Annotated in this window: 18 protein-coding genes, 2 tRNA genes and 1 other RNA gene; 13 read left to right on the top strand and 8 right to left on the bottom strand. The window is 25.2% G+C overall.

The window, feature by feature from the left end; translation table 4 throughout:
- Window positions 1-30: 30 nt before the first annotated feature.
- A complete protein-coding gene (locus ACJA22_RS01380; RefSeq protein WP_406617345.1) occupies window positions 31-195 on the bottom strand; it encodes a hypothetical protein in 165 nt (54 codons plus the stop codon).
- Window positions 196-222: 27 nt separating this feature from the next.
- Window positions 223-597, bottom strand: coding sequence for a hypothetical protein (locus ACJA22_RS01375; protein ID WP_406617344.1), 375 nt, complete (start codon window positions 595-597; stop codon window positions 223-225).
- Between the two features lie 372 nt (window positions 598-969).
- Between ACJA22_RS01375 and ACJA22_RS01370 the strand changes: the two genes are divergently transcribed.
- The 6 genes from ACJA22_RS01370 (at window position 970) to tpx (ending at window position 5,066) form a co-directional block, all read left to right on the top strand.
- Window positions 970-1,299, top strand: coding sequence for a hypothetical protein (locus ACJA22_RS01370; protein ID WP_406617343.1), 330 nt, complete (start codon window positions 970-972; stop codon window positions 1,297-1,299).
- A gap of 57 nt (window positions 1,300-1,356) precedes the next feature.
- Window positions 1,357-2,358 (top strand): exodeoxyribonuclease VII large subunit, encoded by a 1,002-nt coding sequence (gene xseA / locus ACJA22_RS01365; RefSeq protein WP_406617342.1) that lies wholly within the window; start codon window positions 1,357-1,359, stop codon window positions 2,356-2,358.
- A 1-nt stretch (window position 2,359) separates the two neighbouring features.
- The gene (gene xseB, locus ACJA22_RS01360) at window positions 2,360-2,563 is read left to right on the top strand and encodes an exodeoxyribonuclease VII small subunit (protein ID WP_406617341.1); all 204 of its coding nucleotides are present in this window, start codon (window positions 2,360-2,362) and stop codon (window positions 2,561-2,563) included.
- An 87-nt stretch (window positions 2,564-2,650) separates the two neighbouring features.
- Window positions 2,651-3,727: a peptide chain release factor 1 gene (gene prfA, locus ACJA22_RS01355; protein WP_406617340.1), complete on the top strand. Its 1,077-nt coding sequence runs from the start codon at window positions 2,651-2,653 to the stop codon at window positions 3,725-3,727.
- Window positions 3,728-3,785: 58 nt separating this feature from the next.
- Window positions 3,786-4,520 (top strand): peptide chain release factor N(5)-glutamine methyltransferase, encoded by a 735-nt coding sequence (gene prmC, locus ACJA22_RS01350; protein WP_406617338.1) that lies wholly within the window; start codon window positions 3,786-3,788, stop codon window positions 4,518-4,520.
- A gap of 60 nt (window positions 4,521-4,580) precedes the next feature.
- Entirely contained in the window at window positions 4,581-5,066 is a 486-nt protein-coding gene (gene tpx / locus ACJA22_RS01345; RefSeq protein ID WP_406617337.1) for a thiol peroxidase, read from the top strand.
- A 194-nt stretch (window positions 5,067-5,260) separates the two neighbouring features.
- On the opposite strand, the gene ACJA22_RS01340 is transcribed toward tpx, so the two are convergent.
- The gene (locus tag ACJA22_RS01340; RefSeq protein ID WP_406617336.1) at window positions 5,261-6,388 is read right to left on the bottom strand and encodes a Fic family protein; all 1,128 of its coding nucleotides are present in this window, start codon (window positions 6,386-6,388) and stop codon (window positions 5,261-5,263) included.
- A 194-nt stretch (window positions 6,389-6,582) separates the two neighbouring features.
- Here ACJA22_RS01340 and ACJA22_RS01335 point away from each other — a divergent pair, with 194 nt between their 5' ends.
- Together ACJA22_RS01335 and ACJA22_RS01330 are read left to right on the top strand one after the other, a co-directional pair.
- Window positions 6,583-6,798: a phosphopantetheine-binding protein gene (locus ACJA22_RS01335; RefSeq protein ID WP_406617335.1), complete on the top strand. Its 216-nt coding sequence runs from the start codon at window positions 6,583-6,585 to the stop codon at window positions 6,796-6,798.
- Between the two features lie 25 nt (window positions 6,799-6,823).
- A tRNA-Trp gene (locus ACJA22_RS01330) sits at window positions 6,824-6,898 on the top strand.
- A gap of 262 nt (window positions 6,899-7,160) precedes the next feature.
- On the opposite strand, the gene ACJA22_RS01325 is transcribed toward ACJA22_RS01330, so the two are convergent.
- The gene (locus tag ACJA22_RS01325; protein ID WP_406617334.1) at window positions 7,161-8,060 is read right to left on the bottom strand and encodes a DegV family protein; all 900 of its coding nucleotides are present in this window, start codon (window positions 8,058-8,060) and stop codon (window positions 7,161-7,163) included.
- A 79-nt stretch (window positions 8,061-8,139) separates the two neighbouring features.
- Here ACJA22_RS01325 and ACJA22_RS01320 point away from each other — a divergent pair, with 79 nt between their 5' ends.
- Window positions 8,140-9,072 (top strand): nucleotidyltransferase, encoded by a 933-nt coding sequence (locus ACJA22_RS01320; protein WP_406617333.1) that lies wholly within the window; start codon window positions 8,140-8,142, stop codon window positions 9,070-9,072.
- Window positions 9,073-9,122: 50 nt separating this feature from the next.
- Here ACJA22_RS01320 and ACJA22_RS01315 read toward each other — a convergent pair whose 3' ends face one another.
- Window positions 9,123-9,833, bottom strand: coding sequence for a hypothetical protein (locus ACJA22_RS01315; protein WP_406617332.1), 711 nt, complete (start codon window positions 9,831-9,833; stop codon window positions 9,123-9,125).
- 79 nt (window positions 9,834-9,912) lie between these two features.
- Between ACJA22_RS01315 and ACJA22_RS01310 the strand changes: the two genes are divergently transcribed.
- Entirely contained in the window at window positions 9,913-10,116 is a 204-nt protein-coding gene (locus ACJA22_RS01310) for a hypothetical protein (protein ID WP_406617331.1), read from the top strand.
- Between the two features lie 179 nt (window positions 10,117-10,295).
- Window positions 10,296-10,369 (top strand) — tRNA-Gly (locus ACJA22_RS01305).
- 61 nt (window positions 10,370-10,430) lie between these two features.
- On the opposite strand, the gene ffs is transcribed toward ACJA22_RS01305, so the two are convergent.
- Window positions 10,431-10,528: signal recognition particle sRNA small type (gene ffs, locus ACJA22_RS01300), an RNA gene on the bottom strand.
- A gap of 227 nt (window positions 10,529-10,755) precedes the next feature.
- Between ffs and ACJA22_RS01295 the strand changes: the two genes are divergently transcribed.
- On the top strand, window positions 10,756-11,763 hold the full coding sequence (locus tag ACJA22_RS01295) for a LacI family DNA-binding transcriptional regulator (RefSeq protein WP_406617330.1): 1,008 nt from the start codon (window positions 10,756-10,758) through the stop codon (window positions 11,761-11,763).
- Window positions 11,764-11,808: 45 nt separating this feature from the next.
- On the opposite strand, the gene smpB is transcribed toward ACJA22_RS01295, so the two are convergent.
- Window positions 11,809-12,252, bottom strand: coding sequence for an SsrA-binding protein (gene smpB / locus ACJA22_RS01290; RefSeq protein ID WP_406617329.1), 444 nt, complete (start codon window positions 12,250-12,252; stop codon window positions 11,809-11,811).
- An 82-nt stretch (window positions 12,253-12,334) separates the two neighbouring features.
- Between smpB and ACJA22_RS01285 the strand changes: the two genes are divergently transcribed.
- The gene (locus tag ACJA22_RS01285; RefSeq protein WP_406617328.1) at window positions 12,335-13,033 is read left to right on the top strand and encodes a pseudouridine synthase; all 699 of its coding nucleotides are present in this window, start codon (window positions 12,335-12,337) and stop codon (window positions 13,031-13,033) included.
- Window positions 13,034-13,132: 99 nt separating this feature from the next.
- On the opposite strand, the gene ACJA22_RS01280 is transcribed toward ACJA22_RS01285, so the two are convergent.
- Window positions 13,133-14,185 carry a hypothetical protein gene (locus tag ACJA22_RS01280; RefSeq protein WP_406617327.1) on the bottom strand — a complete coding sequence of 351 codons (1,053 nt, stop codon included), beginning with the start codon at window positions 14,183-14,185 and terminating at the stop codon, window positions 13,133-13,135.
- Window positions 14,186-14,383: the final 198 nt, after the last annotated feature.

Raw genomic sequence — 14,383 nt, 5'->3', positions numbered from 1 at the left:
GATGTAAAATTTTGTTTAATAATTTAAAATCTAAAATTTCGGTTTTTTAGTGAGATAATCAACTTTTTTTAATTGTTCGAATATATTTGCAATTTTTGAAGAAGCATAAGAATAATTTAAGTCTTGAGCTATTAATTGTACCTTATCAATTTTTCGAAATGTTTCATCATCTGATGAAGGTTCATCATAATTCAAAAACTCTATTTTATTAAAATAAAAACATTACTCATTTTCACTATAATTAAAAGAACATAAAACTGAATTATAACTTTTGAAACTTTTAAATTTACTTTCATCAAAAAATGCATGTATATAAACTATATCTTTGTTTAAACAAATTGCATAGTAGCTTTTAGCGTTGTGAAAATCTCAAAGAAAATGAGCAAAAGCTAAACGTCAATTATATTGGTTGCTTTTGCCGTATATTTTTTTGTCAGAATAAACTTTTTTTAATTTTGAAATAAAGATATCTTGAATTGAAGTTGTTCCATAACTGCGCTCATAATATATCTTTAAATGTTTGTCGTCTTCATTTATTCTTGGCTTAACAGTATAATTGTCATATGTTGATAAAAGGCATGGTATTTCAATAGACATAAATAAACTCCGTTTGTATAGAAAAATTATTAAATGATTGTAGAAAAGGTTTATACCTTTTATTTTAATCCCACCATTAAAAAAACGATCCTTTTGTGGAAATTTTCCATATATTAGATAAACATAAAATATCATAAAAGTAAGAAATAAATGCAATATTTAAATAGAAAAATAAGAAAATAATTGATTCATTTTTTATTAGGATATAAAACTAAATATTTTTTAAAAAATTACAGAAATATCTAAAATAATTGCTTTTCTAAAAAAGAAATTATGTGTTTAAAAATATATTTTTAGAATTTGCGAACTAACATGATAAGAAAAACATTTATCGATATCTTATTAGATATAGAATTAAATTAAGGAGGTTTAATGATTAATAAAAATGATGTAATTTATGATGTTAGTGAAGCCGTATCAAAATTTAATAAAGATATAGAAAACTTATCTTATTGTATTAAATGCAAAATTGAACTTAAATCACCAGATGAATCAAACTCAAACAAATATAAAAGTATAACTGCTTATGACATAAATAATCCTGACTATCAATTAAAAGTCTCAGTACAACAAGCGAAATACTGAAAATTTGAAAGATTGTTTAAAGAAAAGAATATTGATATAAAAGATCATGATAAATTTATTTTTCGCATATGCGGTAAGTTTCGATTAGGTAACTCTAATAATAGATTCATATTTTAAGGAAATGAGTTTGAAATTGATAAACATTTTTTAGAAGAAAACGAAAAAGAAATGCTAATGGAAAAATATAAAATTCCTTTTAGTAATAGTGAAAGAGAAAAAAGAAGTTCATTGATCCCGCATTATCCTGAAAATATTTTAGTAATAACTTCTGCTGATGGAGCAGTAATTAAAGACGTTCAAAATGGTTGACAATCAACTACCAATGCAACAAATTTATATCTAATGGACTCAAGGGTTCAAGGACAAGATGCGGTTGAACAAATAGTTAAAAAAATTAAAGAAGCTAATGAATATACAAAAGTTCATTTTGATTTAATTTTGTTATGTCGTGGTGGCGGTAGCGAAGCAGATCTAAAAACTTTTGATAAAGAACCAGTTATAGAAGCTATTATAAATTCTAAAATCCCAGTAGTTACAGCGATAGGACATGGTATTAATATATCTCTTGCTGACTTAGTAAGTTGCAAAAGTTTTTCAACTCCTTCCGAAGCTATAAAAAACCTTTTTGAAAAATATGTTGAATCTAAGCCTTTATTGAATTTAGAAAACTATAAAAATAGAATTAAAAACTTATTATCGTCTAAACAAGAAACACTAAAACTACTACAAAACAATCTGATTGGTAAATTATTAGTTGAGAAGTTTAGTGGTTTAATTGCTAAATTAACACAAACTAAAGAAAATATAACAAACAAATTTCATTCATATTTAACTGATAAATCAAAACACTTAAATGATTGATTATTAAGAATAAAACAAAGCATTAAATTCAAAACACAATATCTAGAAAATAGTATTCAAAATACAAAACAAAAGTTGTTTGACTCATATAAAAATAGAATTGATAAATTTTATGAAAAAATTAATTTACTTAGTCAAACCTTAGAAAGTTATAGTCCATATACAATACTTAAAAAAGGTTATTCATTAGCGAAATTCAACAATCATTTAATTAAAAGCGTTAACCAAGTTAAAACTAACGATATTTTAAACATAGATGTGTATGATGGCGTTATTGAAACTGTTGTAAAAAATAAAAAAGAAAGAGGAAATTAAAATGGAAAATAAAGAAAAAACATTCAAACAATTAATTCAAGAAATTAATAACATTAATGAAAAATTCAAAAATCTTGATGATATAGATTTAGAACAAGCTGTTAAAGATTTCAAATTAGGAAATGAATTAATTAAAGAAGCTAACAAAAGATTAAATGAAGTTAAAAAAGAAATCGAAATAATCGATTCTACAAATAACAATTAATAAATTAACATTAAACCTATAAATTAAGTTTGGGAATGCTATATAGTCATTTCCAATTTTTAATTTTTTATTTATAATATAAAAATTATGGAAAAAAATATGTTTAAATCTTTAACTGAAATTAAAAATAGTTATACTAATTTATTACAAAAATTAGATAATCCAGAAACTATTAATAATATAAAAGAGTACACAAAAATCAGCAAAGAAGTCAATAAAATTAAGGAAATAGCCGAAACTTTTACTAAATATGAAAACTTACTCAATGATCTTCAAATGGCTAAAGAGATGCTTGAGTCTAAAAATGAAGAAGAAGTTGAATTAGCTAAAAGTATTATTGATGATAACACCATTAAATTAGATGAGTTAGAACAAGAACTTAAAGTTTTAATCTTACCAAAAGATGAAAATGATGATAAAAACGTTATCGTTGAAATTAGAGGTGCAGCCGGTGGTGATGAAGCAAATATTTTCGCTAGTGACTTATTTAGAATGTATTCTAAATTTGCTGAAGAATTAGATTTTAGATTAAAAGTGCTTTCAACAAGTCCAACTCCAGCTGGTGGTTATTCACAAATTGTTTTCTCAATTAAAGGGGATAAGGCTTATTCAAAATTTAAATTTGAATCTGGAGTTCACCGTGTACAAAGAGTTCCAGTTACTGAATCACAAGGTAGAATTCACACTTCAACAGCAACTGTTACTGTTATGCCTGAAATTGACGATTCAATTGAAATTGAGGTTAAACCATCAGACATAAAAGTTGATGTGTATCGTTCAAGTGGAGCTGGTGGTCAATCAGTTAACACAACAGATTCAGCTGTTAGAATTACACACTTACCAACTGGTATAGTTGTTACATCGCAAGATGAAAGAAGCCAAATAGCTAACAGAGAAACAGCGATGATGGTGTTAAAATCTAAACTTTATGATTTGGAAATACAAAAGAAACAAGAAGAAGAATCTGGTTATAGAAAATTAGCTGGTCATGGTGATAGAAGCGAAAAGATAAGAACATATAATTATCCACAAGATAGAGTTACTGATCATAGAATTAGTTATTCAACAAGTTTAAAACCAATAATGGAAGGTAAATTAACTGCTTTAATTGATGCTTTATTAACTGAAGAACAAAATCAAAAGATTAAAGAAAGTGGTTTTTAATAATTATGATTAACACGAAATGTGTTAATTTTTTGTATTATTTTAGTAAGGGAGATTTATGCCTACAAAAGAAGATTTATTATTAGAAAAAAGAAGATATGGATTAAAAGAAGAAATTAGCGAAAAAGAATTAAAAATGCTTGAGGCTAATTATCCAATTCAATACATAATGGGATATGTTGAATATGCTAATATTAGAATTAATTTAAATCATAAAGTTTTAATCCCTAGATACGAAACTGAAGAATTAATTTATCTAATTAAAGATAAATATCTAAAAGATAATATGAAGGTTTTAGATTTATGTTGTGGATCAGGTTTTATTGGACTAGCATTAAAGAAATTTAATTCAACTATTAATTTTACTTTAAGTGATATTGATACTGAAGCATTAGAACAAACTAAGGAAAACTTTGAGTTAAATTTTGATAAAAATGAAAAGGTTAAAATTATTCAAAGTGATTGTTTTACAGCCATAAAAGAAAAATTTGATTTAATTGTAAGCAATCCTCCATATGTTGCTTATGATGATCCTGACGCTCAAAGTTTAAGCTTAAAACATGAGCCTGAGCATGCTATTTATGCTCCTGATAATGGTTGATATTTTTATGAAAAAATATTAAATGAAGCGCCTGAATATCTAAATGAAAATGGTATATTAATTTTTGAAATTAATCCAAAACATATTAATAAATGAATACAAATTAAAAATGCCTTAATTATTAAAGATATGTCTAATAAAGATCGTTTTGTTGTTTTACATAGAAAAGATTTATTAAGTCTAAATAATTAATTTATCTAAATTTTTAATACAATAAAATAACAAAGTTTTAATTATTTGAAAGAGGTTATTATGCAAGTATTTTTTAAAAACCAACCTACTAATTTAGTAGGAAAACAATTAGAATTAAATCAAGAATTTCCTGAATTTAAAGCTGTTGATATAAATATGGATAATTTTGATAGTTCAATCTTCAAAAACAAAAAGAGATTAGTATTTTCTATCCCATCAATCGATACTGGTGTTTGTGAAATAGAAACAGCAAAGTTCTTGAATTATTTTAAAGGAAAACAATATCCTGTTTTAGTTATCTCTCAAGATTTACCTTTTGCTTTTAAACGTTGATGTGCAGGTAAAGATAATGATGCTATTACTACTTTAAGCGATTTTAGATTCCATGATTTTGCTTCTAAAACAGGAACTTTACTTGAAAATATTGGATTATTAACAAGAGCAGTTTTTGTAGTTGATGAAAATAATAAAATTGTTCATTTAGAATATTGTTCTAATGTTTCTAATGAACCAAACTACGAAGAAATATTTAAGTTCTTTAAATAAAATTTTTGGATTTATATATTAGAAAACAAAAAATATATAGCTCATAATTTGTTAAATTATTAAAAAATAACAATAATGCTTTTTGACTAAAATGTCTATTAAACAGCATTATTTTTTATATTCATCTTTTTTAAAAGTAGTAAAAAAGACACTTCTAATTGAAAATGTCTATGTCTTATATCCTAGCTTTGCGCTTAATCTATAAACCCTAAATCATTAATTTTGAGTTTACCATATTTATCACTTAATTTATATGATGTAATTCTTTCTTTACCGCTATTAGGCACCAAAATACCTTTGTTAACTCAGTCTTTAGTTCATTTCAATATTGCCCGAGAAGTGACACCAAAAATATTTGCTAAGTCTTTAGTATGGATAATGCTTTTATTATTTTCTATACAATATCTTAATAATGTTAAATCTTTTTTATTTAAGTCATTTAATAATTCGTTAAAGGTTTTATTTTTCTCACTTGCTTCTAAAGCACATAAATATACATTTTGAGCATTAAGAGCCATTATTTTACAAAAATAAGTAATCCATTGTTCTAAGTGTGGTGGTTTATTACGTCCGTTATAAAATAAAGGATCTAAATTCATTTGTAGGGATTGATAATATTCATTTAAATTATTACTGTAATATTCTTCAAATGAATTGAAACCTTTAAAATCATAATCATCAATCATTAAAGAATAAGTAGCTAATGCTCTAGCACTCCGTCCATTTCCATCTTCAAATGGATGAATTGTTACAAAAGCATAATGAATAATAGCTGCTCTAACAGCACTTGGTAAATTTGCATTATCTTCTATTCATAATACTAATTCATCAATTAAACCTTCAACATCTTTAGCTTCAGGTGGAATATATTCAGGGTTTTTAGTGATAGAATCGTAAACCGCGAACAGAAAACCAGGAGGAGTAGGTTTTCTAAAATCAATTTTGGTAATCTTTGAGCTTTTTGCTTCAATAATATTATGTAAATTAAAGATAAAATCTTTAGTTATTTTTGTTTTATCTTTTTTACTTATTTCCAGAAAACTTAAAGCATTTCAGTAATTCAATACTTCTTGTTCTGCCTGAATTCTTGTTTGTTTTGCTTTATTATTTACAACATTTTTAACTTGTTCAATATTTAAAACATTTCCTTCAATGCTCGTAGAAAAATGAGTTTGTTTAATTTTAGCTTCATATTGAATTTTTTGTTTGCTTCTTGTAGGTAAAGATAAATAATTCAAAGCACTTCTATATTTTTCTATTTCTAGAAGATAATTTACAAGTTCATCAGTATATTTAAATGATAAATCTAATTCCTTTTTCATATTAAAATTATATCAAATAAGGAACAAATAAGGAACGAATAAGGAACGAATAAGGAACCTTTAAGGAACTATTTATACCTTTATTTCAGCTATCTTATATTATCGTTTTTTAAAATTTCTTTTCGTTTAAATTGATCACTAAATAAAATTTAAACAATATATTATTTTTACTTTATAATAAAACTATTATGAACATGAATGAAATTATTGCAAAAATTCAAAAGTTAACTAAGGTTAAAGTAACACCTGAATCAACTTTTGAAGAATTAAAAATTGACTCATTATCATTAGCAGAAATTGTATTTGATTATGAAGAAAAACTTGGCGTAACCGTTAATGATGAAGATTTGATGAAAATCAAAAAAGTTAAAGATATTGAACAAGTTTTTGCTAATGTTTTGAAAAAATAGTGTATAATGGTTTTACTAATTGCGTAGGAGTGTAGTTCAATGGTAGAACAACGGGCTTCAACCCCGTGTGTTATGGGTTCGAGTCCTGTCACTCCTGCCATTTTTTTATTTACTTTTTTTCGTGCCTCATTTTACTAATTCATTTGTTTTATAGGTTTTTAAATCAAAATAGATAAATAACTTATTTTAATGAGAATTTAATTAACTATTTGATTTTATATAGTTTTTTTAACAAAATTTAAATTTGAAATTTAACTTGATTTTCAACTTTTTCAATTGTTGAAATTAATTTAATACTAATATGATTGTTGAATTAAGCAAAATAAAAATATGCCAACATACTAGCATATTCTTATATTTAACTATTTTTCTTTTAATATTTGAAATCTTTCATCAATAGCCTTTTCGTACTCTGTAGGTACTTCAGTTACTATTAATACATAAGCTTCTGGTCCAACGTGAATTGAGACAACAGAAGGTGTACTAAATAAATCACTTTCTTTTTTAAATAAATCCGAAACGGTTTCTTGATATTTCTTTTTGTCTTCTTCGGTTGATCCTGAATGAAGTACAATGGTTTTTAAACTGTGGTTGTCACTTACTTTAAAATCTTTTGCTTTTTGTTCAGCGTTTTTTAATATGGTTTTGTAAAAGTTTCTACCAATTCCTTCTTTTAATAATTGACCATTTTCTCATTTGATAAGAGGAACAATATTGAACATCTTAGCAATTAAAGCAGCTGCTGGATGTAATCTCCCTCCCTTAACTAAATATTTATTATATTTAGGTATCAAAGTAATTGATTTTTGGAATGAACCAGCTTCGATGAACTTAAGATATTCTTCCATCTTGCTTGAATCTTTTTTCATTTCAAGTTCAAATCAAAACAAGTCAATTAAAATTAATGAAGCTATTTCAACACTTTCAATAACTCTTAATTTAGGAAAATCAGCTGTCATTGTTTTCAAGGTTGCATAACTATTTGATAAATATTTAGAAATTGGATAAACAATAATTTCATCATATTCTTTTGACAATTCAGTAAACAATGTTTCAGCAGTGACTAAATTAAACATTGAAGTTTTGACTTCAGACTTTAAAGTAAATTTGTCAAATAAGGTTGTGGCATCTAAATCCACACCATCAGAATAATTTTTACCATCTATATCGATATACAAGGGTAAGTAAAATCAACCTAATTTTTCAGCTTGTTTTTTGGTTAAACCACAAGATGAATCTACTACTAATGCATATTTTTTCATAATATTTATTATAATGTAAAATAATTAAACAAACATAAATATATTTTTTAATTAAAATAACATATAAAAAGGACAAATAATGGCTGTAGGTATTGTAGTTGAGTATAACCCATTCCACAATGGACATATTAAACAAATCGAGTGAGTTAAGGAAAATTTTCCTGGTGAAAAAATTATTGTGGTAATGTCTGACAAATTCACTCAAAGAGGTGATTTAGCAGTAGCATCTTTTAAAGAAAGATCTAAAATTGCTAAAAAATATGGAGTTGATAAAGTTTTAAAATTATCTTTTGAAGAAACTTGCCAAGCAGCACATATTTTTGCTTACAATGCTATTATGAAACTTTATACTAAGGGCAAAATTGATAAACTTGTCTTTGGTTCTGAAACTAATGATCCTTCAACTATGATTAATATCGCTACAATTTTAAAAAATAATGAAGCAAAATATTACGAACTAATTAGACAAAAGCAAAAACAAAATAAAATTAGTTTCCCTAAAGCTGCAGCTGAAGCTTTAAAAGACTTAACCGGTTCTAGTTATGAAATGCCTAATGATATTCTTGGACTTGAATATGTTAAAGTAATTATTAATAATAATTTACCTATTAAGATTTTTACACTTAAAAGAAATGTGGACTTCCATAGTGATGTAGCTCAAGGGGAATATGCTTCAGCATCATTTTTAAGAAATAAAATTTATCAAGGTGAAGATATCAGCCAATATTCACCAATGATTTTTAAAAAGACACCAAAAAATATCTCTGATTATTACATTAAATTCCAAAAGAAAGTATTGCTTTTAGGTAAAGAAAAAATTAAACTTATTCCAGTTGTTTCTGAAGGTTTAGAAGACTTATTATTCAAGCATATTAACATGCCAACATATGAATGCTTTGTTGATGCTTGTACATCAAAAAGATATACAAGCTCAAGAATTAAAAGAATAATGGCTTGAGTATTAAATTACAAAAATACAACAATAAAGAAGATTACGAAAAAAGCAAAATAAAAATACCATTTAACCTATAAAACAGTCATAATGGTATTTTTTCTTTGCTGTTATTTAGAGATTAAATTACAATATTGAACTAAAATATTTACAAATGTAATTTGATCTTTATTAGGATTAATAGGATTAAAGAAGATTGATAATTTTTCGTCTATTTTTTGAACATTATGTTCTAAATCATTTTCAAAATCTTTTAATTCTTCACTAATTGTTTGTGATTCTTGACTTTTATCTGTCTTTAATAATTCTTTAACTTTATCACTTAAAATTTCTAAATCATCTTCATAAATTTCAAGAGTTTGTTTTTTGATTAATTCATTCTTTTTATTTTCGAATTCAGTCATAGCTTTTTTAAACTCATCTTTATTTTTAATTTCATTTGCATTAGGTTTTTTAGATAATAATTCACTATATTCTTTAGCATATTCATCTAAAAATTTGTCATCTAGAATTTTTGAAACAAAGTCATTTTTAAGAGATAAAACTTTAGGATTAGTTTGGTTTTTAATTTTCTTTGTGAAAAATTTATTAATGATGTCATCGCTTAAAGTCTTAATAATTTTAGGAAATTCGTCTTGCACTTCTTTTGAATATTTTTTAGAGATTTCCACAGCTTTATTATTAATTGTTTCTCTAGTTTTATATAATGTTTCAGCTTCTTTATTAAGAAATTCTTGAGTTACTTTACCACAACCACTTGAGAGCATAACTGGCATTAATATTGCAACTGGTGATAAAGCTAATAATTTAATTTTCTTCATTTTTTCACTTCTCGCTTTCACTTATTATTATTTTTAAATTATAATATACATAATTATATTATATTAGAAAGAGAATACTATGGCGCTTAAACTTAAAGAAACTGTTAAAACAAAAATAGGTTGAAAACCTGAAAGAAATGAAATCATGCAAGGACAATTTGACCCTCACATGTTTACTAAACTTATACAAGAACTTTTCGACAGAATTTGTGATTTAGAAAACCAAAACATTGAACTTGAAAAAAGAATCGATGAACTTGAATCAAAAGAAACAAAAGAATAAAAGTTCTAATTATTTAGCTGCTAAACAATCAAGAAACTAAGCATTATGTAATGCTGATCTTTTTATTTTTATATAAATATATAAGGTTAATAAAAAAATGAGATAACTCACTGCATTCGAAAAAAATAAAAATTATTTTGCTATTTATAAATTTTCATATAAAATATTACTTACTAAATGCAAATGTAGTTCAATGGTAGAACACAAGCTTGCCATGCTTGATACGGGGGTTCAATTCCCCTCATTTGCTCCATATATTCGCAAGAATACCATAAGTGCTTAGTTATCTAAGTGCTTTTTTATTTCAAAAAAATGAAAAATAAAAAAGCCAGCAAACATAGCACTTCTCAATGTGGCTGCTCCATCTCTGTCCTGACCAAGTTATGAGGTTTCTATTTCACTGGCTTGATTATTATATCAAAAAGTTAATTAAAGGCACTAAATTTGTATTTTGGAGAAGCTTAATTTTTGATCTGTGTTTTTTAAGATTGCTCTTTGAAAAACATATCCAAAATTGTTGAAGCAGATCTAATTAAATCTTGGAAAAGGTATAAGCCCTTTTTTGAAAAAATCAAAGGAAAATAAAAGAAAATGTGAAAATTTCCATATTTTATTTTTTTATATATAATATAAAAGACTATGAAAAATTTCACATATAAGGATATATCTAAATTAGCAAAAGTGTCAATTAGTACCGTTAGCCGCTACTATAATGGTGGCTATGTTTCTGACGAAACTAAAAAAGCAATTGAAGATATTATTAAAAAATATAATTATACTCCAAACCATGGAGCACGTTTAATTCGTGGACATGATAACTCGATTTTTATCATTGTCCCTCAATCATACGATAACTCGATCACACAAGTTATGAACGGTATTGAATTAAGTGCTAAAAGAAGTAAAGAAAGAGTAATTATTACTTATTCAGGTCCATCGGTGAAGGATTATATAGAAACTATTAAATATGCTAACTCATGAAGACCTAAATCAATTGTTTTCTTCTTACCTCAATATAGTGTAGGCGGCGCTCAACCTGCAAACCTTGAAGATCAAGAAAAGAGTAACGAAGAAATTCTTCAATACATTAAGGAAAATGTTACTGATTGTGCTACCTTTATTTATGGACAAGAATTAGATGAATTCAATTGCATTAGTATCAATTACGGACAAGCCTTTTATAACTTAACTAAACAATTCGCAACCTATATTGAAAAAGGTCAAAAAGTGGTTTTTGCTTTAGATACTAAATTAGATGATAAGCAAAAAAGTGAACGTCAAGAAGGTTTTGAAAAAGCATGTAAAGAACTTAACCTTGATTACGAAGTTGTACTTTTATCAAATAAAGTTCCTAAACAATTTACTAAATTCTTAAATTGATTAAATAGAGAAAACATTGTTAATGTTGTTTCTTCAACTCATGAAGTATTTATTAACTTAGTTTCATCAAAAGATAGAAACTTAAGATTAACAGATATTAGTTATGCAACTATATACGATACACAACAAAGATTTAAATGTAAAATCTTTATCGATTATCCTCAAATTGGTATGACAATTGTAAGAATATTAAATAACTTTAAAGCCAATAAAACAGTCGAAAAGAACATTTTTAGACCTAAAATTTTATTTAAAAATGGACACTAGCATTATGCTAGTTTTTTTATTAAAAAATTAGCCTTTAGGCTAATCTTACAAGTACTTGTTTTGAACACTTTTAATGTACCGTTCATTATCTCTCTTTTTAATTTTTTCTCTTTTGTCTGCTTTATTCATGCCTTGAACTAAAGCGATTTCAAGCTTGATTTTAGCTTTATCATTAAAATAAATTTTGCATGGTAAAATGGTTGAACTACCTAGTTTTTGTTTTTTACTTTCTAATCTTTCAATTTCTCTTTTATGCATTAAAAGTTTTCTTTCTCTAGTTTCATCACATTTTACAAGCATATATTGACTAAAAGTTGCATTGCATAAAAACAACTCACCTTTACGATAAAAAATATATGAGTTGGTTAGATTAACGGTTCCAGCTCTTGCTGATTTTACTTCTCAGCCCATAAGCTCAATGCCGGCTTCATATTTATCGATAATCCGATAACCATGCAAGCTTCTTTTATTGTCAGATATTAATTTCATAGTAATTATTATATATTGTTTAAAGCTTTGCCTTAATAATATTTTACATTTAATGTAAAATAACTATATATTAAGGAGAAAGATGCCATTAGTTAGAATTGAAAAATATATAGCAGATATAACCGGAATTTCAAGAAATGAAATTAAAAATAAAATTAGCAAAAAAGCCATTAAAGTAAATGATCAAATTATTACAAAAAGCATCAAAATAAACATAGAAAAAGATCAAGTAAAACTTGATAATGTGCTTTTAAAATATGAAAAGTATCATTATTTTATGTTTAATAAACCTGCTGGATTTGTTTGTGCTAATGAAGATAACAATGATGCTACTATATTCGATATTTTAAAATTAGATAAAGACAAATATTTCTCTTTTGGTAGATTAGATAAAGATACTGAAGGTTTATTAATCATCAGCAATGATGGCTTAATGTGTCATAAACTTTTAAGTCCTAAATATCATGTTGCTAAAAAATATTTTGTAGAAGTTGATAAACCTTTTAGTGAAGAATTTAAAAATAGCCACCCCGATATTAAACTAGATGAAGATACTATTATCAAAAATTATGAATATGAATTAATAGATAACAAGCATTGTTTTCTAACTATTTATGAAGGCAAATTTCACCAAGTTAAGAAAATGCTTGGACATTTTGGATATGCTGTTTTATATTTAAAAAGAGTTCAAATTGGTAAGTTAAAACTTGATAATAATTTAGCGAAAGGAGCTATTAGAAAATTAAGTGAAGAAGAAGTTTTATTAATGCAAGAACAATAGCTATTTTTTCTAAATCATCTATAAACAGATAAATTAATACAATAATGATAAATAAAAAGCACTCAGGCAATAATTAAACCTTTGTGCTTTTTATAATATTTAATAACTCTTTCTTGCTTGAATTTCGTTAATATATTCTTGTAAAAATAATCTTAAATTAAAGTTGTTAATTGGCATTTTATGAATAAACTTTGCTAGTTCAGCAATATCAACTTTTCATTCATCTAAATATCTTTTAATTGAGTAATAATGATCCTTGCTTTTTAATAAATGGTTAACCAATAACAAATTAAATTCAGTTTCTAGAGAAAGTTTTTGAACCTTAGTTTTATCATTAAAAGCTAATGATTCCTTTTTTAAAATATTAGCAGCATAATGTTCCTTGTCTTCAAAAGTAATATTATCTTTTTTAATAATTGATGAAGTATTTTCATCATATTCTTTAATTTTTAAAAGAATAGGTTGTTGACTTAAATGACCAGCAAGTGAATATACTTTTAAATAATTAGCATCTGAAATACCAGTTACATCATAGCCTTTAACTAAATGTTTTTCTAAATCATCTAAAATAGCTTCTTTACCTTTTTCGATATATACAACAAAATCATTATTAATTAAATGTTCTTTTGGAGATGTTAAAACTAAGTGAACTTTGTTATCAAAAATCAATAACTCATCATACTTGCTTAAAAATGAAGCTAATTCTAACAAGTTCTTTTTAAGTGTATTGTACCTTTCATCGTAGTCATTTTTAATATTTGTTATATTTGCGTAACTTAATTTTGTGAAAAATTTAGTAAAAGCAAAAGACATTTTTTTAGTTTCAGTTAAGACGAAATAAAGATATATTGGATTTTGTTCAATAGTAGAATGATAATATTTTCTAGGTAAAAAGAATAAGTTTGATGCTATTAGTAAGATAAAAGCCATAATAACTAATGAATAACTACTTATACTCATATTAATCAAACCTTTAGGCATCACACTTATTTGCTTATTGTCTAATTGAATTTTATAAATTAAAGATGTGATTATGTAAGCAAGACCTGCTAAATAAACAAAGAATAAAACAGTTAATGCGATACAGAAATCGATAAATTTTTTATGTAGTTTTTTTGATTCTTCATATGATTCTAAAGTTATATTTTTCATAAATGCTCCTTTAAAAAATATTATACCAATATCTAAAATTTTCTTTTTAGTTTTATAAACTAAAACTTCTCAAATTTTCTTTATTCCGTTGTTTTATAACTAAATTGGTAAAAGTTAATTGGATGAAGTGGTAATTAAAGTGTAACTATAAATAGGCAATTCCCGAGTTTCCAACTTTTACAATGTAATTTTTAACAA

It is taken from the genome of Mycoplasmopsis adleri (genome assembly GCF_045276205.1).
Taxonomy (GTDB): Bacteria; Bacillota_I; Bacilli_A; order Mycoplasmatales; family Metamycoplasmataceae; genus Mycoplasmopsis; species Mycoplasmopsis adleri.
This window is presented reverse-complemented; position numbering and strand designations above follow the sequence as displayed.